Here is a 23,300-nt window from a genome sequence, read left to right as displayed (position 1 = left end):
CGCGAACCAATGGGTTACCTTCGGCCAGGTGTCGGTCCGTTCGCAAAACGACTTCAACAACACAAGGCTCGACGTCGACGGGAGAGCCTCCGAGTGGAGTGCCCCCCGTTTCACCGGACACGCTGGCTACTGGGCCTGAGCTCGGATGAACTCCCGTGGGGAGCGCATCCTGAGCGCTGAATGAGGATGGATTTCGTTGTAATCGTCGATCCATCCGGCGATCTGCCGGAGCGCTGTTTGGGCGTCCGGCAAGGGGTTGATGCGAACATAATCGCGCTTGAAGGTTTTGACGAACGCCTCCGACATCCCGTTCGATTCCGGACTGCGTACGGGCGGAATTGCTGCGCTCCTTTCCCGGTATCATCGCGCGATGCTACGGAAACGCGTCGAAGTTGTTCAGCAATAGCCCGGCGCTAGGCCCGGGTCTGGTTGGATTCTGCTGGCCGGCGCTGCCTAAACCGTAAGGGCCGACTCTTGTCGGAGTCGATATCGCCCCCTTTTCCGATTGGTCGCCACTGCGACGTACTTTTCACAGATGAAATCTGGCGGTAATCGCGCGGTAATACGGCTGTTCCATATGCGTTGCTTGGCTAGACTGGGGAGGGCCTCCGGTCTGGTCAAAAACCGCGGGCTTAGGCCTGCGTGGAGCCAGACCGTTTCGCCACCCCCTTGATTTTCCAGTTTTTTTCAAGGCCCAACGATCGTGTCCCGGTAGTGCGAACTGCCCCCCGCCGCTGTTTAAACCCCGGCGAGCGGGGGCTCCTCTTCAAAACGAGGGGGGAATCGCCGACCGCGTCCCCAAGCTCGGATGACTAAGGCCTCTTCTCGCAGCGAGGTGGGTGGTTTTCCCAACGGCCGGTAAGCTGTGGGCTGTCTTGTGGGTTATGTTATTCGTATCTGAGACTCCATAACAAAATCAATTGGTTATAACATATTCTGGCGGAAGGGGTGGGATTCGAACCCACGGTGGGCTTGCACCCACGGCGGTTTTCAAGACCGCTGCCTTAAACCACTCGGCCACCCTTCCCCCGCTGAAGTCGAGCTTCGCCCTCTTCATACACGAGCATATATCAGCGCGAAATCGAAACCGCACGCGATCGCCGCCCTTATGCCCACGCTTGGTATAGGCTGCGCGGCGGATGCGAAAGCGCAATATTAGAAAGGCAGCGGACTTTCGCACAAGATGATGACGTCGCAATAATGAAACCGACGCCCGCGAGCCAGCCAATTAAACCGCGTCAATCAGGCCTTCATCATTCGCTCCGGCGAGTTTTGCAGCCGGCCTAGGCGATGGCAAAGCGAAAAGATCGATTTGGATCATTGGCCCCGACATATTTTGGTAAGCACGTTTCGAGACATTTTAGTAAGAGTTTCAGCCTATTTGATTAGTCAATTGGAAACATCAATCGATCGCGTCTACTGCGGCTGCATATTTGCGCCAGAACGTTGCGACAGGGTTTGCTGCATAACGCTTGGGGCAAGCGAATGACTTGCCCCCGCGCTGTTCCGGGTGCGACTTTGCTGGTCAACATTTGCGCGCGTCTGAGAAGAGGACGAGCATGTTCCGTAGGTTGCTTTTGTCGGCCACCGCTCTTGTCGCCGTCGCGGGCGCAACGCTTGCGGCAGATCTGCCATATCAGGAAGCGCCGAGCGGTTACGCTCCGATCTTCACCTGGACCGGCCTCTATCTCGGCGGCCAGATCGGTTATGCCTGGGGAACCGATAGCTTCTCCGGTCACAGCGGAGGCTTTGCCTTTTCAGGCCCAAGCTTTGTCCCGAACGGCGTCGTTGGCGGCGCCCATATCGGCTATAATTATCAGATCAATCAGTTTGTCGTCGGTCTTGAGGGCGACATCGACGGCTCCGGAGTCAGCAGATCTTATGGCTGGGGACCCGTCGTTTACGGCACGCAAATCCCTGTAGATGGTTCGATCCGCGGCCGCGTCGGCTTCGCGTTGGATCGCGCCATGTTTTACGTCGCCGGCGGCGCCGCTTTCGCCAGCGTCACCAACAGTTATACGTCATTTTTTGGCTATAATTCGTTTGCGAAGTCGCTCGCAGGCTGGACCATCGGCGGCGGCCTCGAATATGCCATCACCAATAATTGGTCGATCCGCGCCGAATATCGCTATTCCGACTATGGGTCGTTCACCGACTTTCCTCTCCTTGCGGTTCCCAACGGCGCCGTATCCCATCACGAGACGGAGAACGCGATCCGAGCCGGTTTCAGCTACAAGTTCGACTCTCTGTTTGCGCCGAGCACCGCGAAGTACTGAAGACCGCCGCCGCATTTTGGCCTGATTTGGCGACCCGACCTTGGGCCGCAAGCCCAGGCGCGCGCCGATGTCAGCAAACCCGTCCCCCGATTCCGTTGCGCCTAAGCCACACCTGAATCGAATAGCGCTTTCCAAAGTCCCTTTTACCCCGAGAACGTTTTGTTGGGCACCTGAAACGGGGTAATTTGCTCGGGCTTCCAACCCCTGAAAGGAGAAAGCAAATGCTTCGTCGTATTCTTATGGCTTCGGTTGGCGCTATCGCGCTCGCCGGGTCGGCCTTCGCGGCCGATCTTCCCTCCCGCGCTCCGCCGCCGGTCTATCTGCCGCCAGTGCCGATCTTCACCTGGACCGGCATCTATATCGGTGGTCAGGTCGGTTACGCTTGGGGTACCTCAAACGGTAACTTTGGCGATAATTTCGGTGACTTTTCTACCTTCAACGTCAACAATAGCGGCGTCATCGGCGGCGCCCACGTTGGCTATAATCTGCAGCTGAGCCAGTTCGTCGTCGGCCTTGAAGGCAGCGTCGACGGCTCCAGCCTGAGCAAGACCGCCTCTGGATTCGTTTCGGCGAATGGAGTGTTCCCGGGCTTCGCTCCGCCCGTTTCTATCCATTCCAACGTCGGCGTTCAGGGTTCCGTCCGTGGCCGCATTGGCTACGCTTGGGATCGCGTGCTGATATACGCCACGGGCGGCGTCGCCTTCGCTGGCGTCGACAGCAACATTTCGACCCCGTTTGGGTTCGATAGCGCTTCGACCACGCGCGTTGGCTGGACGGTCGGCGGCGGTCTTGAATATGCCATCACCAACAATTGGTCGATCCGTGCGGAATATCGTTATTCCGATTTCGGACACTCCACGATTTTCGCAAACAACTCCTTTAACTTCCCCTTGTTGGCTTCGGTCGGCGCATTTGAAAACCGTCACATTACGGAGAACCAAGTGCAGGTCGGCTTCAGCTATAAATTCGACTTCCTGCCGCCTCCCGTGCCGGTTGTCGCCAAATACTGAGGCATAGGCTCTCGGCTTCGACTTTCAGGACGAAAGCCAATGAAAACCCGGCCAAGTTGGCCGGGTTTTCTGTTTCTTGCACCGCGCAAGCGGGCAATCCATCGCAAACCTTAGTGGAAAAGACGGCGCGCAAATCAGACTGATGGCGAGCGCATTCGATGCGCAGCGCCGCCCCCGCTTACCGACGATCTACAGCATCGTCGCGTCGGCTTCCCAGCACGTCGCGAACCGCACGAGAGCTTAGGGGATCGGCTGACCTTGTTAGAAACTTGTCGCGCGAAAAGAGTTGGCGCGAAATCCAGCCCTATGCGGCGCCTGAATTGGCCGGGCCTATCTTCCGCAATTGCAGCGCTGCCGCCGTGATTCGGTCAAGCCGCCCTCGCACCGGCTGTCGCCTTGACATGCTTTTTACTTGCCGTTTCTATTGCGAATGCATTCTCATGGGCCGCTGTTCATCGATCTCCAAGTAACTCTGCCGAATCGCTGTCGGCCTGTAAAGCCGGCTCAACGGCTTCCGTCATACCGCTGCAACGCGCCTGCGTCTCCGTTAAATGTCCACAAAAATCAAATGCTTGGCGCTTTATTGAGCACCGGGTGTACGTTCCATCGGCGTTTGTTGTTTCCCGGATACAGCCCCCTAAATAGCGCGCCCTCGGCGGCCCTTGCGATGCAACAAACATTGTCGAGCGGCTCAAACTGAGTAATTTGCAGGTATTAAAACTCTTGAAATGAAGTCCTGAAAGGAGACAGTTTATGTTGCGTCGGTTTCTCTTGGCCTCGGTTGGCGCCATGGCTCTCGCAGGGTCAGCCGTCGCAGCTGATCTCCCCTTGCGCGCGCCAGTCTACGCGCCGCCGCCGCCTCCCTTTACATGGACGGGCGTCTACATCGGCGGACAAATGGGTTACGCTTGGGGTAACCAGAACACTTCTTTTTCCAACAACTTTGGCGACTTCACTAGCTTCAGCCCCAGCACCGCAGGCTTTATCGGGGGCGGTCACGTCGGCTATAATCTGCAGCTGAACCAGTTCGTGATCGGTCTCGAAGGCGACGTCAACGGATCCACCCTGACCAGCAAAGGCTTCGTGCTTCCCGTGCAGGTCGACGGGCTCAGCGCATTGTCGACTTTTAACACCAGCATTGGCGCCCAGGGCTCGATCCGCGGTCGCCTCGGCTACGCATGGGATCACATCCTGGTTTACGGCACAGGCGGCGTCGCCTTCGCTGGCCTTATCGGCAATGTGTGCACGAACTTTAACCCCGGCGCTTTCGCGGGCGGAGCCGCATTCCCCGGCTTCAACGGTTGCGATCACACCAGGGCCTCCCGCCTCGGCTGGACTGCCGGCGGCGGCATCGAATATGCCGTCTCAAACAATTGGTCGATCCGATTGGAATATCGCTATTCCGATTTCGGTCACTCCACCCAGGTCGCCGGCGACGCGTTTGGCATAACCGATCCCGTTCTTGGCTTTGGCGGCGGCACTGTAACTCGCAATATTATCGAGAATACAGTCCAGTTCGGGGTCAGCTACAAGTTCACTAGCGCTCCGCCTGCGGCTATCGTCGCGAAATACTGAGCGGCGCTTTTCGCCATCGACCTTCAGGGCGAGAGCTAAAACTCTCGCCCTGCACAATTAGGCGAAATCGTGTGTTCTTTATGAGATAAGGCGGCTTGCCGGCGCGCGGCCATGAATCTGTTGCATTGCGGCCACATGGATCCAAATTGCGCGGCTGAGAGGGTCATTCTCGCTCGGGGACGGTTGTGCTCAAGCGGAAACGGGGTAGTTTGCGGAAGCTTTGAATCCCTGAAAGGAGAAAGCATGATGTTTCGTCGTATTCTCATGGCTTCGGCTGGCGTCATCGCGCTGGCTGGATCGGCTGTTGCGGCCGACCTGCCCTCGCGGGCTCCGCCGCCGGTCTATCTGCCGCCGGCGCCGATCTTCACCTGGACCGGCATCTATATCGGCGGCCAGATCGGCTACGCTTGGGGCAACCAGAACACCAATTTTGGCGACAATTTTGGCGATTTCGCTCAGTTCAGCAATAGCGCTCAAGGCGTCATCGGCGGCGCTCACGTCGGCTATAACCTGCAGCTGAGCCAGTTCGTCATCGGTATCGAAGGCAGCGTCGACGGCACCAGCCTCAGCAAATCCTTCAACAGCAGCAACACGTTCTTTGGCGGGGCGCTTCCCGGCAACGTCAACATCAACGTCAACTCGGGCGTTCAGGGTTCGATCCGCGGCCGCGTCGGCTACGCTTGGGACCGCGTCCTGTTGTACGCAACAGGCGGCGTCGCCTTCGCTGGCGTCGACGGCAACATTCAGAGCAATTTCGCAGATGGATTCGGCGGCTTCGACAGCGCTTCGTCGACGCGGGTTGGCTGGACCGTCGGCGGCGGCCTCGAATATGCCGTCACCAACAATTGGTCGATCCGGGCGGAATATCGCTATTCCGATTTCGGCCATTCGACGATCTTCGCGAGCAATTCGTTCAACGATCCGATCCTTGGCAGCGCTGGCGCTTTCTTCAACCGTCACGTCGTCGAGAACCAGGTGCAGGTCGGCTTCAGCTACAAGTTCGATATGCTGCCCCCGCCGGTTCCGGTTGTGGCCAAATACTGAGGCATAGCCTCCCGGCTTCAACTTTCAGGACGAAAGCCAATGAAAACCCGGCCAACTGGCCGGGTTTTTATTTTAGCGCGGGCTCTGCGCGCCGTCTCACGATCGCGCGGCGCGGATGAAGTCGCACCCCCTGGATAGCAGCAGAGCTTCTCCGTTGCCGGAGTTGCGCTTGCGACCACGCAATTTGCGTCTTCCTCTTGCAAGGCGCCGGCGCGCATGGCAAGCAAGCGCATGATTTTAGACCTTCCCAACTCCGGGGCCGCCGCAGGCGATGCCCCCACGCGGCTTCCCGCGCCCAAAATCGCATTTGTCTCCCTCGGCTGCCCGAAGGCGCTCGTCGACAGCGAACAAATTCTCAGCCGCCTTCGCGCCGAAGGCTACGAACTGACCAAAAGTTATGACGGAGCCGCCGCCGTCATCGTGAATACTTGCGGTTTTCTTGACAGCGCTAAGGCAGAATCGCTCGCGGCGATCGGCGCGGCGGCGGCCGAAAACGGCAAAATCATCGTAACAGGCTGCATGGGCGCTGAGCCGGAGGCGATACGAGCCCAATTTCCAAATCTGTTCGGCATCACGGGCCCGCAAGATTTCGAATCGGTCATGCAGGCGGTCCATGACGCGATGGCTCCGCCACATGATCCCTTCATCGATCTTCTGCCGCCACAAGGCGTCAAACTTACGCCGCGTCATTACGCCTATCTGAAGATCTCGGAAGGGTGCAACAATCGCTGCTCTTTCTGCATCATTCCAAAGCTGCGCGGAGATCTCGTCTCCCGGCCGGCGGGAGATATTCTGCGCGAAGCGGAACGGCTCGTCGCGGCCGGGGTCAAGGAGCTTCTCGTCATCTCGCAGGACACCAGCGCCTATGGTCTTGATCTGAAATATTCAGAAAGCCTCTTTCGCGACCGCGCCGTGCGAGCAAAATTCATCGATCTCGTGCTCGAACTTGGCTCGCTCGGCGTCTGGGTTCGCCTTCATTATGTCTATCCCTATCCACACGTGGATGAGGTCTTGGAGCTAATGGCGGCGGGCTTGATTCTGCCTTATCTCGACATTCCATTTCAGCACGCGAGCCCAACCGTGTTGCGGGCGATGAAACGCCCCGGCGATCAGGATAAAACCTTGGAGCGCATCAGGCGCTGGCGCGCGGTCTGTCCTGACCTTGCGATTCGATCGACCTTCATTGTCGGCTTTCCCGGCGAAACGGAAGCCGACTTCAGTTTTCTGCTGGATTGGCTCAGCGAAGCCAAGCTCGATCGCGTCGGCGCGTTCAAATATGAGCCGGTCGCGGGCGCCTCCGCCAATGATCTCGGTCGGCCGCATGTCGCGCCAGCGCTGCAGGAAAGTCGCTACCGCCAATTCATGGAGCATAGTCAAGCGATTAGCGCGCGCAGGCTGAAAGACAAGGTCGGCAAACGCTTGTCCGTGATCGTCGATCAGGCGACGCCGCGAGCCGCCGAAGGACGGACCAAGGGCGATGCGCCCGACATCGATGGGAAAGTTCACATCACGTCGCGCCGCCCCTTGCGCATAGGCGACATCGTCACCGTCAAAATCGAGAAAGCCGACGCCTATGATCTCTACGGAGCAGCAGTCTAAGGCGGCGCGCGCCTAATCTCCGTTCCGCATCGCGGCGCAAACCCCGCCACGCTAAAGCCAAACGCGCTATTTCATCGACGGGACGTTTTTGGCGTAATTCAAATCATAGGTCTTATCGAGGAGGGGATCGAGCGGGGTCCCCTCCGATACGTCGATGATGCGCGCATGACTCACCGGACCATTCGGCGTTGCGGCGACGGGCGGCGGCGGGTCCGGCGCAGCCGCGACCGGCAGGCGGTCGAGCGAGTCCGACTGCGGGGCGTCGCCTCCAGACGCAAGACCTAAGCGCGCAACGTGCGCCTTCTGGTCGGCGCGCGGATTAGCGGCTACGGGAGAATTCATCGGCTCGTCTGGCGCGTCGGCCATATCGGATGGATTTTCCGGGCCATCGAGCGAGACCACGGCGGGCGCGCCGCGCACGGTAATGCCGAGTTCCTCAAGACCTGGCCCCATGCTGAAAGCACGGGCTGGCGCGGGAAGTTTGTCGGCGCGGGCGTTGCGGATATCAGGCGCCCCAAGCGGGCTCGAGGCCATCAACAAAGGCGCCGCCGAGCCGTCATTGAGCGGGCGAACGCCCGAACCGGCTCCCGGCGCTTCAAGCGAGGACGGCAAGGCGCCGTAGATCGAGCCAGGCGTTGTGATTTCCCCCCTCTGATCCGGGCGGCCGGGGCCAACCGGCGCAATCTGAGGCGCCTTATCGACGTCGGAAGCCGCCGGTTTATCCTTGGCGTCTTTTTCAATCTGACGCCAACGCTGCACATTGCGCGCGTGCTGGTCGAGCGTCTCCGCGAAGACGTGACCTCCCGTTCCATCGGCGACGAAGTAGAGATCCTGCGTACGCGATGGATTAGCCACCGCTTCGAGCGCCGCTCGGCCGGGATTGGCGATTGGACCCGGCGGCAAACCATCGATTGTGTAAGTATTATAAGGCGTTGACTTCTCAAGTTCGACTCGGGTGATGCCTCGCCCGAGCGTGCCTTTGCCACCCACCAAACCATAGACGATCGTCGGGTCAGACTGCAGCCGCATCCGTTTCGCAAGGCGGTTCATAAACACGCTGGCGACGTGCGGCCGTTCGTCCGCCTTCCCGGTTTCCTTCTCGACGATTGAAGCCAATGTCACGAGTTCATAGGGCGAATGCAGAGGCAGGTCGCTGTTGCGGTGCGACCAGATCTGATCGACGGCTTTCTTTTGATCGTCCTGCATCTTCTTGATGAGATCAGCCCGCGACGCCCCGCGAAAGACTTTATAGGTCTCTGGCAATAGGCTGCCTTCCTTAGGCGCGTCTTTGATATCGCCAAGCAAAACGTCGTTTTCTTGGAGCCGCTCGACAATCTGCTCGCTGGTCAATCCCTCCGGGATTGTGACCGCATGCAGAATCTGCTTGCCGCTGACGAGCGTATCCATCACCTCGCGCAAACTGGCGTTCTGCTTGAAAAGATACTCGCCCGCCTTCACTTTCGAGCGGTTGCCTTCGAGCAAGAGCGCCACGTTGAGCGCGAACGGGCTATCGATAATCCCCTCGCGATCGAGTTCGCCGATGATTTCCGGAACCTCGGTGCCCGGAACGATATAGAGCACCTTGTCGGCCGCGAGCGGCCCCGGCTCGCGCATGCGTTGCTCGCTCCAAATGAGCGCACACATCGACGCGACCGCAGCGATCAAAAGAAAGGACAGAAATCCGCTGACCGCAGAAACCACTGGCCGGCGCCGGCTGGGGGGCGCGGGCGGAGGCGGAGGAGCGGCCTCAGGCTGCAACGCTTCATTCGGACTTTGCAGCGGGCCCCTATAGCCGGCAAACCGACCGCCGGGGCGAGCATCGGATCTATCCGCCGCGCCGTCTTCTTTGTCCTTTGGAGGCATGCCGGCCATCAACTCAACCCATCCATTCGGCTCCAAATCGCCATCAATTCATCAATGGTCGATTCGACGAACCGCAATCTGGATTGCCTCTCGGATCACGGCGTCATCGGACTAGAAAAATGTGGCGAATTCGGGTTCGCGCAAGGGGGAACACAGACTCTCTTGCGCGCCCAGCCGTTCATTCGACATGTTTGAAGATCAAACATGCGTTAGTTCCACCAAAACCGAAGGAATTGGAAAGAACAAATTCGACATTCCGCTCACGAGCTTTGTGCGGAACAAGATCAATCCTGGTGTCCAAGGAGACATTGTCGAGATTCAGCGTCGGCGGAACGATTTGATCGCGAAGCGCCAAGATCGAAAAGATCGCCTCAACTGCTCCGGCCGCGCCAAGAAGGTGCCCTATCGCCGATTTTGTCGAGGATAGCGACAGCGAATTCACTCCTTCGCCAACCATTCTCTGCACCGCTAGCAATTCAATCTCGTCGCCGAGCGGAGTCGACGTCCCGTGCGCGTTGATATAATCGATGTCGCCCGGCGAGATTCCGGCCCGCTTTATAGCGCTCCCCATCGCCCGGAAAGCGCCGTCGCCGCTGGGTTGCGGCGCCGTGATGTGATACGCGTCGCCCGACATGCCATAACCAACCACCTCGGCATAAATCCGGGCGCCTCTCGCCTTGGCGTGCTCATAAGCTTCGAGAACGACGCAGCCAGCGCCCTCTCCAACAACGAATCCATCGCGATCCCTATCATAGGGCCGCGACGCTTGCTTCGGGCGATCATTGAAATTCGTCGATAAGGCGCGACACGCCGCGAAACCGGCGATTCCAATGCGGTTGATCGGCGATTCAGCTCCCCCGGCGACCATGACGTCGGCATCCTCGAGCGCAATCAGGCGCGCGGCGTCGCCGATGGCGTGAGCCCCCGTCGAGCAAGCCGTGACGACGGCATGGTTCGGGCCGCGAAGACCATGCTGAATCGAGACGTAGCCGCCAGCAAGATTGATGAGACGGCCGGGAATGAAGAAGGGCGAGACCCGGCGCGGCCCTTTCTCGTGCAAAGTGATGGCGGTCTCGGCGATGCCGCCAAGACCGCCGATGCCGGAGCCGATAAGAACGCCGCTTCTGATTTGGTCTTCGTAGGTGGTGGGCTTCCAATTCGCGTCAGACAGCGCCTGGGTCGCCGCCGCGACAGCGTAAAGAATGAAATCGTCAACCTTACGCTGTTCTTTCGGCTCCATCCATTGATCGGGGGAAAAGGTCCCGTCGGCGCCATCGCCCCGCGGAACCGGCATCGCGATTTTGCAGGCGAGATCCGACGTATCGAATCCCTCAATGAGTCGAGCACCGCTGTAACCCGCAAGCAAACGGGTCCACGTGAGTTCGACGCCGCAAGCCAGCGGCGACACCATGCCAAGACCGGTAACAACTACCCTACGCATGTTCGGCCCCGGCCAATACCGTCATCCTGCGCCCGTCCTGTTCCGCCGGCCACATTGGCGCTCATCGCAACATTATCTTTGTAAAAAATCTTCTCGCTCGCTCGGCTGCGCTTGAAAAATCAAGCAGCAGTCGCCTTCTCGAGAAAATTGACGGCATCGCCGACGGTGACGATGGTTTCCGCCGCATCGTCGGGAATTTCGACGCTGAACTCTTCTTCGAAAGCCATCACAAGTTCGACAGTGTCAAGAGAATCCGCACCGAGATCCTCAATGAAATTGGCATTGTCGACGACTTTGTCAGCATCTACGCCCAAATGCTCAATTACAATCTTTTTTACCCGCTCGGCGACATCGCTCATGGTCGTTTATTCCTCGTCCTCACTAATTTGCCGACATAGGCCGACATCGATGCGCGGCATTAGGCGCCTATCACGCGATGCATGCGACTCTGATATCCAATTATAGAGTTCGTATGCGCGCGACGGGGGTCAAAGTCCAGAAACCTGCCCTTAAAATCCCCACAAAGATCGCTTCCCTGACTGCTCAACGCTGGTTTGGTAACATACTTCAATCATATTGGCGAGAGCCTGCGCACTGCGCCGGAGCTGCGCCCTAATCCCCTCAAATCATTGCCATTCCTCCATTTACATGCAAGGTTTGGCCAGTCACGTAGGAAGCCTCCGCGCTGGCCAGATAGACCACCGCCGCGGCAATTTCCGCGCCGGTTCCAAGCCGGCCCATCGGAACCATCCCGAGAATGCCTTCTCGCTGTTTCGCATTCAAAACCGCAGTCATCGGGCTTTCGATGAAGCCTGGAGCGATGCAATTGACTGTGACATTTCGGCTCGCAACCTCCGCCGCAAGGCTTTTGAACATTCCGATCATTCCCGCCTTGGACGCCGCGTAATTGCCCTGCCCCGGATTGCCCGTCACGCCGACGACGGAGCTTATTCCGATAATGCGCCCGTGGCGCTTGCGCATCATGCCTTTGAGGCAGGCGCGAGCGAGACGAAAGGTTGCGGTCAGGTTGACGGCGAGGACATGATCCCATTCCTCGTCTTTCATGCGCATGAACAAATTGTCTTTGGTGACGCCGGCATTGCTAACGAGAATGTCGAGCCCGCCCATCGCGGCCTCGGCCGAGGGTACGAGCGCCTCGACCGACGCCTTGTCGGCAAGATCGCAGGTAAGCACATGAACATTGGTCGCGAGCTCAGCCGCGAGCGCAGCCAGCGCATCGCTGCGAGTGCCGGACAGGGCCACGGTCGCGCCCTGCGCATGTAAGGCGCGCGCAATCGCCTGACCAAGGCCGCCGCTCGCGCCCGTAACGAGGGCGGTCTTACCGGAAAGATCAAACATGAAAACAAACTCCGGACGCGCGGCGCCTCATGCCTGCGCCTTATAAAGAGCGATATCGGAGGGCGCGCCAACTGACAGTCCGCTCGCGGTTTCGCAGATCCGCTTGACGAGGCCAGACAAGACTTTTCCTGCGCCGCATTCGACGAAGAGGGAAATTCCCCGGCTCGTCATGAAAATCAGACTTTCACGCCATCGCACCGCGCCCATAACCTGCTCGACGAGCAGCCGGCGGATGTCTTCGGGGTCCGTCACCGGCGCAGCGAGCACATTGGCGACAAGCGGAACGCGGGGCGCCTTGATCTTGACGGTGGCGAGGGCCGAGGCCATGGCCTCGGCGGCAGGCCGCATCAAGCTGCAATGAAACGGCGCCGACACCGGCAGAAGAATCGAGCGCCGCGCGCCTTTCCCCTTGGCGATTTCGATGGCGCGATGGACCGCCGCGCAAGATCCAGAGATGACGACTTGGCCGCCGCCATTGTCGTTCGCGACCTCGCAGACCTCGCCTTCGCTTGCTTCATCCATCGCTTGTTTGGCGATTGCGACGGCGGTCTCTAAATCAACCCCGAGCAGCGCGGCCATCGCTCCCGCTCCAACCGGAGCTGCGTCCTGCATGACCGTCCCGCGCACGCGCAGCAACTTCGCTGTTTCAGCAATGCTCAAGGAGCCCGCCGCGGCCAGCGCCGAATATTCCCCGACCGAATGACCTGCGACAAAGCCGGCGTCGCGGGACAGATCAAGACCGGCCTCGGCCTCGAGCACGCGGATCGCAGCCAAACTCGCGGCCATCAAGGCGGGCTGCGCATTGGCGGTCAAAGTGAGCTCGGCCTGCGGACCTTCAAACATCAGCAGGGACAAATTCTGTCCGAGCGCATCGTCAACTTCGGCGAGAACTGCGCGCGCCTGCGGGAACTCATCCGCCATGGCCTTCGCCATGCCGACGGCCTGCGATCCCTGCCCAGGAAAAATGAATGCCTTCGACGTCAAACTCGATCCTACGTTAATGGACTTTTAGATTTGAAGATCTGCGAACTCGCATTGCCGCAAACGCCTGTCAAGCCGCGGGCGCAATTTCCTTGGCGCGCTGAACCATCCTCGATCGGCGGCCATATCTGGATTTTTCTTGCGTCGAGGCGCGGCGCGGTCAAGATTCGCATATTGCGAATCGGCGATTGGTCGCGAGGCGAGAATCAATGCTGGACATTCCGGGCAAGGCCTGCGGCGAGTGCAGCTTCTGTTGCAAGGTGCTTGAGATCACTGAATTTGAGAAGCCGGCCGGCCTCTGGTGCGAACATTGCCAAAAGACCGGCGGGTGCGGAATCTATGAGACGCGACCGGACGTCTGCCGCGATTACGAATGCCTTTGGAAAGGCGATCGCGGCCTCAGTCCGCAGCTGCGGCCGGACCGCGTCGGCGTGATCTTGATGGAAGATCCTGATTCCGATGAATATCGCGCCGTCTGCGACCCCGCCAAACCCATGGCCTGGCGCACGCCTCTCATTTTCCAGCATCTGGTGGTTATGGCGAAAAGCGGCCGAATCGTTGTCGCAAAGGCTGGTTTGAAGGCTTGGCGGATCAGGGCCAGCGGCGAATGGGGTCCCTGCGTTTGAGCCAAAGCGACATTTGGCGCGCAACTTTCCCGAGGCCGTAAGCGCCGCCGCGTCGAAATCTGGCGAACATGCCTTGCTTGTCAGCGAAATAACGCTATAAAGCGCGCTTCGCGGCTGCGGCCGGGGGCTGATCGGAAAGCTCGCTTTGCGGGCAGGATCTTTAATGATCCGCTTTCCAGTGTCTCCGCCTTCGTTTGTCTTGTCGAGCCTTTCCCAGGCTCGAAGGGCTCTGCGCCGAAGCTTCGCGACCATGCAAGGAAAGGCAAGCCAATGGCTCTCTATGAGCATATTTACCTTGCTCGTCAGGATATTTCCGCCCAGCAGGTGGAAGCGCTGACCGAGCAATTCAAATCGATTATCGAATCTCTTGGCGGCAAGATCGAGAAGATCGAGTATTGGGGCGTCAAATCGCTCGCTTACCGCATCAAAAAGAATCGCAAAGCTCATTTTTCGCTGCTGAATATTGATGCGCCGGCGGCCGCCGTCGACGAGATGGAGCGGCAGAGCAGCATCAACGAAGACATCATCCGTTTCATGACCATCCGCGTCGAAGCGCTCGAACAGGGCCAGTCGGCGATGATGCGCAAACGCGACGACGATGATCGCGGCGACCGTCCCGACCGCGGCGATAGAGGCGATCGCAACCGCGGCCCGCGCCCCGATAGAGGCGACCGGCCCGACAGGGCTCCAAGACGTTCTCGCGATGATATTGGCGCTAGCGATGAGGGCAATTTCTGATGACCACCGCAGCAGCGCCCCGCCGTCCGTTCTTCCGTCGTCGCAAGACCTGCCCCTTTTCTGGTCCGAATGCGCCGAAGATCGACTATAAGGACACCCGCATTCTGTCGCGTTACATTTCCGAGCGCGGCAAGATCGTGCCCTCGCGCATCACCGCCGTTTCCGCCAAAAAGCAGCGCGAACTCGCAAAAGCGATCAAACGCGCCCGCTTCCTTGGTCTTTTGCCTTACGTGATCCGCTAAGGGCTTGGCGATCGCCAGCGCCTAGCCAGCTGTCGAAGCGTCCAATCCGCACGGGATCAGAGCATGATCCCAAAAAGTTGCGGACGTTAACGTCAAGAAAGAGAGTACGATTGCTTCAAATCGAAGCGGTCATACTTTAAAGAGGCGGCCTTGCGGTCGTTTTAAGTATTGTTGGGACGGGCGGAGGCATGTGTTTCCGACCCGCCTCTAACCGCCTTTCAGCGGGACAGCAGGGCATAATGAAAAACCCATTCCCCACTCTCGGCACTTCCATCGCCGCCGCCGTTGGAGCGGGAATCGCCTCGGCCATATTGTTCAGCCTCGTCAATCAGGTGACCGTCGTCGCCATTGCTTTGGCCTATCTTTCACCTCTGCCCATCATGATCGCCGTGCTCGGGTTCGGCCGCATCCCGGGCGTAATTGCAACCGCCGTCGCCGCCCTCACAGTGTTCGGGATTGCGATCATTCAGCAGCCCCACGAGGGGCGCGGCGCCATCCTCGACGCTGCGGCGCTAGCTGGCCTGACCTTCGTCCTCAGTCTCGGGCTGCCGGCCTTATGGCTGAGCTTTCTCGCCGCATTGAGCCGGCCAAAAGGAAGTTCGTCCTGGAGCATCACCGTCGGGGCGGGACGATCTTTCGCCCGCGATTATTGCCCGCTTGAACGGCTGCTGACCTATGGCGTCGCCATATCGGCGACGGTTGCAGTCGCCGGCACGCTCTATGTCTCCTTTCGTCATGGCGGGTTTGCGGCGTCGCTCGATCTGGCGGAAGGCGCCGTTGCGCCGGCGCTCGAGGGCCTGATCGGCGATCTCGCCCTTCCACGCGGGATTGATGCGCATAGCATCGCGCAGCTTATCGTGCTGGCGACGCCGCCGGCTGTCGCCGCCTCGACCTTGCTGATGCTGACGCTCAACCTGTGGCTCGCCGGGCGCGTGGCGGAAGTATCGGGGCGGTTGCCGCGTCCGTGGCCGGATATTCCCCATGAATTAGGGTTGCCGCGAACCTACGCCTTGGTTTTCGTCGCGGCGGCCGCAGGGGCGTCTTTCATCGGAGGCGTCGCCGCCCTCATTAGCGCCATCGTCGCGGCGGCGCTCGGCATGGGCTTTGCCCTGCAGGGCCTTGCCGTAATCCATGATCTGTCGCGCGGCCTGAGGTTCCGGACTCTGCTGCTCACTCTCGTCTACGTCTCCCTCGCCTTGCTGATGCCTTGGCCGCTCGTTCCTGTGGCCGTGCTCGGCCTCCTCGACTCCGCGTTCTCTCTGCGCAACCGCAGGCAGAACAAGATTTCTCCCAAACCCTGAAACGACTCAAAGGATAATATGATGGAAGTGATTTTGCTCGAACGCGTCGCCAAACTTGGCCAGATGGGCGAAACGGTCCGCGTCAAGGATGGTTACGCCCGCAATTTTCTTTTGGCCGGCGGCAAGGCCCTGCGCGCGACCGAAGCGAACAAGGCTCGATTTGAAGGTCAGCGCGCCCAACTCGAGACGCGCAATCTAGAATCGAAGAATGAAGCCGCCGCAGTCGCGGAAAAGCTCAATGGGCAGAGCTTCGTCGTCATTCGCCAAGCCGGTGAAACGGGTCACCTCTATGGTTCCGTCTCGCCGCGCGACATCGCCGAAGCGATCACCGCAGGCGGGTTCAGCGCCACTCGCAATCAGGTCGTTCTGACGACGCCGATCAAGTCGATTGGGCTGCATGCGGTTCCCGTGCATCTCCATCCGGAAATCACCGCGAACATCACCGTCAACGTCGCCCGTTCGGCGGCCGAGGCCGAACGGCAGGCGGCAGGCGAGGAAATAAATGTGGTCGAAGAAACCACAATGGATGATCTCGGCCTTGAAGTCGGAGCGGCGCTGGCGGATTCGGGCGGCAGCCTCGGCGACCGCTAGAGAGAGAGTGGACGTCCGCGTTAGATCCGCGCGCCGGCAAACAGCGACGATGTGGGAGCCCCGATCCCGGCTATCGCCGGGGTCGGTCCCCTCATGCTCAAAACTGGACGCCCTAGGATTCGCCCCAGGAGAACAGTTTTAGTTCGCATTTCAACCTTCCGTTGCCGGATATGACTTTGTGGCGACTTAAGCTTCAGCGGCTCTAAAATTCCCTTCGCCCAGGGGTCTTGCCTTCGCGCCGGGGCTCGGGCATATGTCCAAGATCATCCGGGAGGGATCGCAGCCAATGCGCCGTTCCGCATGCACGGAGACGTGGCCGAGAGGCTGAAGGCGGCGGTTTGCTAAACCGTTATAGGGTTGTAAAGCCCTATCGAGGGTTCGAATCCCTCCGTCTCCGCCAGTTATACAGCGTAAGTAGCTGTTTTATAAGCTGATTCTGGTCGTAGTGACCGGTCGGCCCCAACTCTGGCCCCAATCTTAAATCTAGCTCGCCACGGTCAACCATGGACGGTTGAAGACGGCGGCGCGAGCAAAGCCGTGTACCGGCCGGCCGACTTCGATGATAATTTGCCGCCCTGGTGATGGGCTTGCGGGCCTTCCGCGAGCGAACTGGGATTGGGCAAATATGACCGAACCGAAATACATTCCATTCGAGTCGCTGCCGCTCTTTCCGACCGAGGAGGACCTCGCAATCGCGATCCTAGGCCGGAAATATGCGAAGGATTGGAAGCAATTCTCGCTCTACTACGAGCGCAAGGGCATGCCGAAAATGGATTTCGTTGTCGGCAGAAGATACAAATATGCTGTCAAGAAGTTCTTCGATAAGCACTGGAACCTCGACGGTCCCAGGCCGATGCTAGACGGGCCAGAAAGGGACTATCTATTGAACGTCCGCAGGAAGCCGGGCAGGCCGAGAAAGCTGCCTGAGTGACCCAATCAGGCGGTGATCACGTCACGTCCATCTGCTTCATCGCAAAGTTGAGTAACCGCATATGAAGCGCGATGAGACGCCGCCGAACCATGCGCGCGGGCAAACTCGCCAGAGCTAGCTGCTCGGATGGCCGCCGGTCAGCCTCGCCCAACATTCGTTTAATCTGGCCGATATACCACCACCCAAACCGGATTCCGATGATCTGGCGCAAGGTCAGGTTGTGGGGCGAGATCATACCAGCGCGGAGCACGCAGGAAGCCCTGAGAACGAGGGTGTGGTACCGGGCCCGGACTATGAGATTTGCGGTCTGCAAAAGTGAGAGGTTGCGCGCGTTCATGCTGCCCTCCCTCGGGCCGGATTGAATTTCGCGAGATCCGAGGCCGCCTCGATGATCTTCGCCTTGGCGGCGGCGGCAATTGTTTGAATGGTATTCGCCTGGTCTCTCTGCAGCGCGGTGGCTGCCATCCAAACCCCTTCGACCAGAGTTGCCGCTTCGCTCAAGGTGTCTTGGGTATTCAGAGCGTCGGCTTGTTCCTCGGCCGTCCTCGTGGCCACGGCCGCGGCCTCCGGAACTGCCTTGAGGAGCTTGCCGAGTTCTGCGACTGCGGTGGCTATCTGATTGGAAGCGGCCGAGAGAACGGAATAGGCATAATCGCCTTCACGGCTGCTGCTGTTGTCGCAGACGATCATTGCCGCCGCGATCAGATCTCTCACGCCGTTTAAATTGGCGGTCACATCGTTAATTTTTGTCCAAGCGGCATCGGCCGCCGGAACTGTACAGTTCGGCATTGTGGTTGCTCCTGTAAGGGATGTATGCTAATCGCCTACTGTGTAATTTGCACACTGTGGAATTAGCATATGATTAAGCATGTGACAAGCGCACAGATGCGAGCGGCGCGAGGATTATTGAACTGGAGCGTTCGCGAGCTTTCGGATCGGTCTGGTGTTCACCGAAATACGATCACAAATTTCGAGACCGAGAAGTCGGGCGGCGATCCAGAGACGCTGCATAAGCTCATGTCTGCTCTTGAGGCGGCTGGCGTTGAGTTCACCAACGGCGGACGACCGGGAGTGTGTTTGCCAAAGAGCGCGAAGGCCTCTGATGAAGCGGCGGAGTCGGAACAGGCCGACGATAACACGGAGCCCGAGCCGGCGGTCGAAAAGAACGCGGCTCTTACCCAGGTCGATGGCGTCAGCCGAGTTCGTGACCCGTTAAAGCGGCGCTACGCACCCGGTGCGTTGAGGGCGTCGGCTGCCCGGCCGAGCATGAGTTTACGTTCGAACGACTCATGAAGCGACCGGAGCAAAAGCCCAATGGCTCTCGTAAATATTCCCCAGCAAGGCATGATCACTGCAGAAGATCCGACCTCGCGCGTGTCCGGCGGCGATGTGGCGCGCTCGGCTGACTTCGTTGCGCAGGGCGCTGAACAGCTCGGGCAAGGACTGGAAGATGTCGCCATTCCCTTGGCCCAGCAGGCCGGCGAGCAAGCTGTAGCGAAGGCCGCCAGGTCAGTCAGCCGCGACGCGAACGGACAGATCCAAATCCAGACGCCGGAAACAAGCTTTATCCTCGGCCGTGCCGGCGACGAATATGAGCACGTGGTCATCGCCGGCGCGATTGCAAACGGGCAGAATCGGACCACCCAAGATATGAACGATCTGCGGGTCCAGCACGCTGGCGATCCGGTTGCCTTCAAGACCGCAGCGAATGGATATATCGATCATCTGCGCGCTCAATATGGCGACGATCAGATCGCCAATACCCTCGTTGCGAACGCCGAGCAGATGGCGACGCAGCACTATGACGGCCTGGTCAATGCTAAGGCGAGCTCAGATGTCGCAGACGCTAAGTCGAGCATCCAGGCACAGATCGAGGCGTCACAGAATGAACTAGGCCAGCTCGCACGCCAGGGCGGGACAGGTACCCCGGAATTTGTGCAGAAGGCCGCACAGCTCAATTCCTATTATGACTCGCTCCAGGCAAATCCGCTCTTCAACATGCCCAAAGCGGTCGTCGACAATATGCGGTCGACCTCGAATTTGCAGCTGACCGGCGAGGCGATCGTCGGCCATATGGATGCGGCCTTTTCGTCAGACGGTGTCCTCGGCGCGCAAAAGGATCTGCATGATTCGATAGATAAACTGCCCGGCGCAACCGATGCCCAGCGGACGCAGCTGATCGCCCAAGGCGAAGCGCGCATCCAATATTTACAAGGCCAGAATGCGACTGAGGTTGCTGCGAACAAGCAGAATTTGGATGCACTGGACAAGGCAGCAAAGTCAGGCGCAAAGATCCCCGATGACGTCTATGAGGCAGCGATAAAGAAGTCGAGGGATCTTGGCGACACGACGACAGCCGCGCAAATCCAATCTCTGCATCAGGTCTACGGCTTCCATGCTGTGACGAATACCCTATCGCCGGGGCAGGCCTCAGCAGCTCAGGGTGTCGGCGCGGGCGTGTCACTGGATCAGGTGCAGGGCGCCATCATCAAGCAGGAGTCCGGCAGCAATCCCAGTGTCGGAACTAGCGTCGATGGCGCCAAAGGCCCCGGCCAGATCACGCCGGCGACTTTCGCTCAATATTCGAACCCTGGCGAAAATATCAACAATCCGGCTGACAATCTTGCAGTTAATCGACGGATTTTGAAGGACTATTACACTCGCTATAATGGCGATCCAGCGCGCGTGGCCGTGGCGTATTTCTCCGGACCGGGGAATGTCGCGCCGGCGGGAAGCCCGACGCCATATATCCGCGACGCGGTGGACGGCAACGGCAAAACCACTTCCTCATACGTCGCCGATGTGACCGGGAGGCTTAGCGGCGGCGCGCAGGCGAGTGTCAACGGCGTTCCCTTTACCAAGCAGCAAATGGACGCCAACCCGTTCTTGCTATCGACCTGGGTTCAGAAGATCGCCCGTGATCAAGGCAATCAGGAAACCATGGCGACCACGCTTGGCGCGTCGATCGAGCGCTCGCTTCAAAATGGAATCGTCCCCTCGCCGACGGTCATCGCCAACTATGCCCAGCTTACTGAAGGCAACGCCAAGTTCGCCGATCAGCGCCAGAATATAATGTCGACCGTTCAAGGTCAGAGCGTCGCGGACGCGGCGATGGGCGGCGGCGGTCAACCTTTCATGGATCAGGCCAAGGCGCAGGCACAGGGCGGCTCAATCTATCAGGGCCTCGTCGCACAGCACGCGCAGGAATTCTTCACCCAGGGCCAAACCGCGCTGAAGAATGATCCCGGCGGGACAGCGGCGGCGAAGCATTGGGTTCCGCAGGCGCCAGCGCCGCTTGATTTCAGCCAGCCCGATTCGATCGCTTCGGGTATCGCCGCACGGTCGCAAGTCGTCTCGGCGATTGCCGCGCGCCAGCCCGGCGCGTCGCTATCGGCCGTCTTCCCGAATGAGACGGACGCTGTGAAAACCGGCCTCGCCATGGGTCCACCTCAGGCTTCCGCTGCGTTCCTTCGAAGCGTGGGCCAGCTCCCACCTGATCAGATGCAGGCAACGCTCAACACGCCAGAGGTTAAGAACGGCATTCTCGGCATGGCAAAGTCCGGCGATCCGGTGAAAATGTCGAGCGCCTATTCGTTCATGGACCAGGTGCAGCGGCAAAACCCGATGACGTTCGACGGAACGTTCGGCAAAGAAGCTCTGAGCGACTTGCGCGCATGGCAGGATAAAATCAGCTTCGACCCGCCAGACAAGATCGCCAAAGACGCGATGACGGCGAATGACCCAGGCACGATCAAGGCCAAGGAAGCCTTGCGTGATCAGGCCGACGAAAGCCTAAAAAACGTCACTGGCCGGGATATCGTCAACAAATTCGCGTCGTTCTGGCAGCGCTGGAACCCCTTCGGCTCAGATTACACGCCTGAAGGGGAAGCCCCAGGTTACATCATAGGCTCATTGCTTGATGATTATACTAAGGCCTATCGCGACCAGTTCGCGAAAACGTCGGACGCCGGCGCCGCGGACAGATATGCCATGGAGCGCGTCGGCCTGAAATGGGGAATGTCAGACGCCAACGGCGGCAGGGTCATGGCCTATCCGCCCGAGCGCAGCCCAGCGCTTCCGGAAATAAATGGCGACAAGTCTTGGATCAAGAGCCAACTCGCTGATGACGTGCATCAAATGATCGTCCAGAGCACACAAGAGCGCGAAACGCAGTTGCAATTGCAGCGCGCCCCTTATGCTCTTGTTCCGGATCAGCAGACGCAGGCGGAAATGGGCTCTGGCAAACCGCCGTCCTATCGCGTTGTCGTGCAGGGCAATGATGCCCGCAGGAGCGTGCTGACTGCGCCGAGCGGCAACGCATATCGATGGGTCGCCGATCCCGCGAGGGCGCAGGCGAAGGCAAATGCCGATTTCACGGCGATGCGCCAACAGAACAGCTTCATTAATTCAATTCCGGCCGGAACAGGATCACTTTAACGCCATGAGCGACAACCTGACCGATTACTGGAAATTGCCGGATCGCGAAGCCGAGATTCGGAAGATGGTCGCCGACGATCACATCAAGATCAATCGCCGAATGCTGCGGATGATCGACCTGATGATCAATGGATCGCCGTCTGATCCAAGCGGGACGCCCTACACCATCTATGACGCCGCGCGCTTTGTCGGATATACGCGCCACGCCGCTCGAGCCCTGAAAAAGAGCCCGGCATTCATCGTTGCATTCAACAACGCCATCGAAGATTGGCAGCGCAACCGCCCGCGGCCGACCTTCGATGATATCCTTCCCCTCTCTTTGGACGGAGTCGCCCCACGCCCAAAACCGATTACGCCCGGATTTGTGATCAGGACAAGGAGACCCGATCAATGAACGATCTCACGCCAGATGTGGACGATGGAGCGGATATTGTCGATTCGTACAGGGGCATCGTTTGCGCGATTAGAGATCGTCGCAAAGAGCTCGGCTTGGTCAGCTTGGAAATCGAGGAAATCGCAGGTTTGCAGCAGGGCTATTTGGCAAAGATCGAGGCCGGTATGAAAGGTTTGGGGCCTCTTTCTCTCGATTCACTGCTACCGGCGCTTGGCCTAAAATTTCAGGTCGTGAAATGCCTGCCATATCCCGCAACGCAGCGAGTCATCGCCTACACCGCGCCCTCCGATATCGCCCGCCGCCGCAAGGTTTGGGACGCCCTGCAAATGACTCCCGAGGAGCGAAAAGCAAAGGAGGACGCGAAGAAAGAAAAGAGGGCAGCGGCCGCCGCTGCAAGGGCTGAAGCATGGGCTGAAGCAAGGGCAAAGAAGCTGGCCGATGATATCGAAGCGCGCCGCATGCGAATGGGATCGCGAGAGCGCGAATCCTTCGATATGTATCGCCGCAGATTAGCCCGGCGGAATGCGGCGGAGAAAGCCAAGCGGGCCACGATCGCCGTGTCGACGGTGGACTCTCGCGTCAGTTAGTTTGCGGGGCCATCCGTTCCGACAAAGTTTGCCGCATTAGCAATCGCAACCAAAGGAAAAAATGATGACCATGAAACCCAATTCAGTTACGTCGAAACACGAAACAATCGCCTCCGACGAAGTGCGCTATCGTCTCGAGCAGGAGGAACACCTGGCGCAGTTGGAAGCAAACATTTGGCCTCATATCGACCACCCCCTGACAGATCAAGCCGAGCGTTCGCGGCGAATGTTTGGTGGCGCCCCGAACTGTTACACGACTAAGAAATAGAACCGCGATCAGATCACCCTACACCCCTAGGAGCTTC

22 protein-coding genes, 2 tRNA genes and 1 pseudogene are annotated in these 23,300 nt (G+C 59.1%); 16 read left to right on the top strand and 9 right to left on the bottom strand.

From position 1 onward, the window contains the following. Positions 1-126: 126 nt before the first annotated feature. Positions 127-333 (bottom strand): annotated as a pseudogene (locus tag WDN46_10875) (integrase core domain-containing protein). Positions 334-937: 604 nt separating this feature from the next. Then, positions 938-1,027, bottom strand: a tRNA-Ser gene (locus WDN46_10870). A 532-nt stretch (positions 1,028-1,559) separates the two neighbouring features. Here WDN46_10870 and WDN46_10865 point away from each other — a divergent pair. The 5 genes from WDN46_10865 to rimO all read left to right on the top strand — a co-directional run bounded on the left by WDN46_10865 (position 1,560) and on the right by rimO (position 7,504). Next, positions 1,560-2,276, top strand: a complete 717-nt coding sequence (locus tag WDN46_10865) for an outer membrane protein (GenBank protein ID MEJ0093916.1) — start codon at positions 1,560-1,562, stop codon at positions 2,274-2,276. Positions 2,277-2,497: 221 nt separating this feature from the next. Further along, positions 2,498-3,286, top strand: coding sequence for an outer membrane protein (locus WDN46_10860; protein MEJ0093915.1), 789 nt, complete (start codon positions 2,498-2,500; stop codon positions 3,284-3,286). A gap of 753 nt (positions 3,287-4,039) precedes the next feature. Further along, positions 4,040-4,861 (top strand): outer membrane protein, encoded by an 822-nt coding sequence (locus tag WDN46_10855; protein ID MEJ0093914.1) that lies wholly within the window; start codon positions 4,040-4,042, stop codon positions 4,859-4,861. Between the two features lie 246 nt (positions 4,862-5,107). Next, entirely contained in the window at positions 5,108-5,905 is a 798-nt protein-coding gene (locus WDN46_10850; protein ID MEJ0093913.1) for an outer membrane protein, read from the top strand. Positions 5,906-6,136: 231 nt separating this feature from the next. After that, positions 6,137-7,504, top strand: a complete 1,368-nt coding sequence (rimO, locus tag WDN46_10845; protein MEJ0093912.1) for a 30S ribosomal protein S12 methylthiotransferase RimO — start codon at positions 6,137-6,139, stop codon at positions 7,502-7,504. Between the two features lie 66 nt (positions 7,505-7,570). Here the strand turns inward: rimO and mltG are convergent, their stop codons facing one another. The 5 genes from mltG to fabD all read right to left on the bottom strand — a co-directional run bounded on the left by mltG (position 7,571) and on the right by fabD (position 13,151). Then, positions 7,571-9,376, bottom strand: a complete 1,806-nt coding sequence (mltG, locus tag WDN46_10840) for an endolytic transglycosylase MltG (GenBank protein MEJ0093911.1) — start codon at positions 9,374-9,376, stop codon at positions 7,571-7,573. Positions 9,377-9,545: 169 nt separating this feature from the next. Continuing rightward, positions 9,546-10,808 carry a beta-ketoacyl-ACP synthase II gene (gene fabF / locus WDN46_10835; GenBank protein ID MEJ0093910.1) on the bottom strand — a complete coding sequence of 421 codons (1,263 nt, stop codon included), beginning with the start codon at positions 10,806-10,808 and terminating at the stop codon, positions 9,546-9,548. A gap of 119 nt (positions 10,809-10,927) precedes the next feature. Further along, the gene (locus WDN46_10830) at positions 10,928-11,167 is read right to left on the bottom strand and encodes an acyl carrier protein (protein ID MEJ0093909.1); all 240 of its coding nucleotides are present in this window, start codon (positions 11,165-11,167) and stop codon (positions 10,928-10,930) included. 262 nt (positions 11,168-11,429) lie between these two features. After that, positions 11,430-12,167 carry a 3-oxoacyl-[acyl-carrier-protein] reductase gene (gene fabG, locus WDN46_10825; protein MEJ0093908.1) on the bottom strand — a complete coding sequence of 246 codons (738 nt, stop codon included), beginning with the start codon at positions 12,165-12,167 and terminating at the stop codon, positions 11,430-11,432. Between the two features lie 27 nt (positions 12,168-12,194). Next, entirely contained in the window at positions 12,195-13,151 is a 957-nt protein-coding gene (fabD, locus tag WDN46_10820) for an ACP S-malonyltransferase (GenBank protein ID MEJ0093907.1), read from the bottom strand. A 206-nt stretch (positions 13,152-13,357) separates the two neighbouring features. Here fabD and WDN46_10815 point away from each other — a divergent pair, with 206 nt between their 5' ends. The 7 genes from WDN46_10815 (at position 13,358) to WDN46_10785 (ending at position 17,577) form a co-directional block, all read left to right on the top strand. Then, on the top strand, positions 13,358-13,774 hold the full coding sequence (locus WDN46_10815; GenBank protein ID MEJ0093906.1) for a hypothetical protein: 417 nt from the start codon (positions 13,358-13,360) through the stop codon (positions 13,772-13,774). Positions 13,775-14,044: 270 nt separating this feature from the next. Beyond that, positions 14,045-14,512, top strand: coding sequence for a 30S ribosomal protein S6 (gene rpsF, locus WDN46_10810; GenBank protein ID MEJ0093905.1), 468 nt, complete (start codon positions 14,045-14,047; stop codon positions 14,510-14,512). Further along, complete coding sequence (gene rpsR / locus WDN46_10805) at positions 14,512-14,754, top strand: 30S ribosomal protein S18 (GenBank protein ID MEJ0093904.1); 243 nt, start codon at positions 14,512-14,514, stop codon at positions 14,752-14,754. The genes rpsF and rpsR overlap by 1 nt, the downstream gene beginning before the upstream one ends. A gap of 239 nt (positions 14,755-14,993) precedes the next feature. Further along, positions 14,994-16,055, top strand: coding sequence for a DUF2232 domain-containing protein (locus WDN46_10800; GenBank protein ID MEJ0093903.1), 1,062 nt, complete (start codon positions 14,994-14,996; stop codon positions 16,053-16,055). Between the two features lie 21 nt (positions 16,056-16,076). After that, positions 16,077-16,646, top strand: a complete 570-nt coding sequence (rplI, locus tag WDN46_10795; GenBank protein ID MEJ0093902.1) for a 50S ribosomal protein L9 — start codon at positions 16,077-16,079, stop codon at positions 16,644-16,646. Positions 16,647-16,952: 306 nt separating this feature from the next. After that, positions 16,953-17,046, top strand: a tRNA-Ser gene (locus WDN46_10790). Between the two features lie 225 nt (positions 17,047-17,271). Next, positions 17,272-17,577 (top strand): hypothetical protein, encoded by a 306-nt coding sequence (locus WDN46_10785; GenBank protein ID MEJ0093901.1) that lies wholly within the window; start codon positions 17,272-17,274, stop codon positions 17,575-17,577. A 16-nt stretch (positions 17,578-17,593) separates the two neighbouring features. Here WDN46_10785 and WDN46_10780 read toward each other — a convergent pair whose 3' ends face one another. Both WDN46_10780 and WDN46_10775 read right to left on the bottom strand, forming a co-directional pair. Continuing rightward, on the bottom strand, positions 17,594-17,914 hold the full coding sequence (locus WDN46_10780) for a hypothetical protein (GenBank protein ID MEJ0093900.1): 321 nt from the start codon (positions 17,912-17,914) through the stop codon (positions 17,594-17,596). After that, positions 17,911-18,267, bottom strand: coding sequence for a hypothetical protein (locus WDN46_10775; protein ID MEJ0093899.1), 357 nt, complete (start codon positions 18,265-18,267; stop codon positions 17,911-17,913). Before WDN46_10775 ends, WDN46_10780 begins: the two co-directional genes overlap by 4 nt. Before the next feature lie 168 nt (positions 18,268-18,435). Here WDN46_10775 and WDN46_10770 point away from each other — a divergent pair, with 168 nt between their 5' ends. Genes WDN46_10770 through WDN46_10755 form a run of 4 tightly spaced genes read left to right on the top strand, consistent with a single transcriptional unit; the run spans position 18,436 to position 22,995 of the window. Continuing rightward, positions 18,436-18,870, top strand: coding sequence for a helix-turn-helix transcriptional regulator (locus WDN46_10770; GenBank protein MEJ0093898.1), 435 nt, complete (start codon positions 18,436-18,438; stop codon positions 18,868-18,870). Positions 18,871-18,891: 21 nt separating this feature from the next. Beyond that, the gene (locus WDN46_10765; protein ID MEJ0093897.1) at positions 18,892-22,014 is read left to right on the top strand and encodes a lytic transglycosylase domain-containing protein; all 3,123 of its coding nucleotides are present in this window, start codon (positions 18,892-18,894) and stop codon (positions 22,012-22,014) included. Positions 22,015-22,018: 4 nt separating this feature from the next. After that, positions 22,019-22,408, top strand: a complete 390-nt coding sequence (locus WDN46_10760) for a hypothetical protein (protein ID MEJ0093896.1) — start codon at positions 22,019-22,021, stop codon at positions 22,406-22,408. After that, the gene (locus WDN46_10755; GenBank protein ID MEJ0093895.1) at positions 22,405-22,995 is read left to right on the top strand and encodes a hypothetical protein; all 591 of its coding nucleotides are present in this window, start codon (positions 22,405-22,407) and stop codon (positions 22,993-22,995) included. Before WDN46_10760 ends, WDN46_10755 begins: the two co-directional genes overlap by 4 nt. Positions 22,996-23,300: the final 305 nt, after the last annotated feature.

Origin of the sequence: Methylocella sp., assembly GCA_037200525.1 — a bacterium.
In the GTDB taxonomy this organism is placed as follows: Bacteria; Pseudomonadota; Alphaproteobacteria; order Rhizobiales; family Beijerinckiaceae; genus Methylocapsa.
Note: the sequence above shows the minus strand (reverse complement) of the source record. Positions and strands in the feature narration are given on the sequence as shown.

Bases quoted from the DNA above. Each gene is read 5' to 3' on its own strand.
- mltG (MEJ0093911.1), bottom strand. From the start codon at position 9,376: ATGGCCGGCATGCCTCCAAAGGACAAAGAAGACGGCGCGGCGGATAGA.
- WDN46_10770 (MEJ0093898.1), top strand. From the start codon at position 18,436: ATGATTAAGCATGTGACAAGCGCACAGATGCGAGCGGCGCGAGGATTA.
- WDN46_10780 (MEJ0093900.1), bottom strand. From the start codon at position 17,914: ATGAACGCGCGCAACCTCTCACTTTTGCAGACCGCAAATCTCATAGTC.
- WDN46_10855 (MEJ0093914.1), top strand. From the start codon at position 4,040: ATGTTGCGTCGGTTTCTCTTGGCCTCGGTTGGCGCCATGGCTCTCGCA.
- WDN46_10865 (MEJ0093916.1), top strand. From the start codon at position 1,560: ATGTTCCGTAGGTTGCTTTTGTCGGCCACCGCTCTTGTCGCCGTCGCG.
- WDN46_10830 (MEJ0093909.1), bottom strand. From the start codon at position 11,167: ATGAGCGATGTCGCCGAGCGGGTAAAAAAGATTGTAATTGAGCATTTG.
- WDN46_10760 (MEJ0093896.1), top strand. From the start codon at position 22,019: ATGAGCGACAACCTGACCGATTACTGGAAATTGCCGGATCGCGAAGCC.
- rplI (MEJ0093902.1), top strand. From the start codon at position 16,077: ATGGAAGTGATTTTGCTCGAACGCGTCGCCAAACTTGGCCAGATGGGC.
- WDN46_10850 (MEJ0093913.1), top strand. From the start codon at position 5,108: ATGTTTCGTCGTATTCTCATGGCTTCGGCTGGCGTCATCGCGCTGGCT.
- WDN46_10800 (MEJ0093903.1), top strand. From the start codon at position 14,994: ATGAAAAACCCATTCCCCACTCTCGGCACTTCCATCGCCGCCGCCGTT.
- rpsR (MEJ0093904.1), top strand. From the start codon at position 14,512: ATGACCACCGCAGCAGCGCCCCGCCGTCCGTTCTTCCGTCGTCGCAAG.
- rpsF (MEJ0093905.1), top strand. From the start codon at position 14,045: ATGGCTCTCTATGAGCATATTTACCTTGCTCGTCAGGATATTTCCGCC.
- WDN46_10815 (MEJ0093906.1), top strand. From the start codon at position 13,358: ATGCTGGACATTCCGGGCAAGGCCTGCGGCGAGTGCAGCTTCTGTTGC.
- WDN46_10860 (MEJ0093915.1), top strand. From the start codon at position 2,498: ATGCTTCGTCGTATTCTTATGGCTTCGGTTGGCGCTATCGCGCTCGCC.
- WDN46_10775 (MEJ0093899.1), bottom strand. From the start codon at position 18,267: ATGATCGTCTGCGACAACAGCAGCAGCCGTGAAGGCGATTATGCCTAT.
- rimO (MEJ0093912.1), top strand. From the start codon at position 6,137: ATGATTTTAGACCTTCCCAACTCCGGGGCCGCCGCAGGCGATGCCCCC.
- WDN46_10765 (MEJ0093897.1), top strand. From the start codon at position 18,892: ATGGCTCTCGTAAATATTCCCCAGCAAGGCATGATCACTGCAGAAGAT.
- fabG (MEJ0093908.1), bottom strand. From the start codon at position 12,167: ATGTTTGATCTTTCCGGTAAGACCGCCCTCGTTACGGGCGCGAGCGGC.
- WDN46_10755 (MEJ0093895.1), top strand. From the start codon at position 22,405: ATGAACGATCTCACGCCAGATGTGGACGATGGAGCGGATATTGTCGAT.
- WDN46_10785 (MEJ0093901.1), top strand. From the start codon at position 17,272: ATGACCGAACCGAAATACATTCCATTCGAGTCGCTGCCGCTCTTTCCG.
- fabF (MEJ0093910.1), bottom strand. From the start codon at position 10,808: ATGCGTAGGGTAGTTGTTACCGGTCTTGGCATGGTGTCGCCGCTGGCT.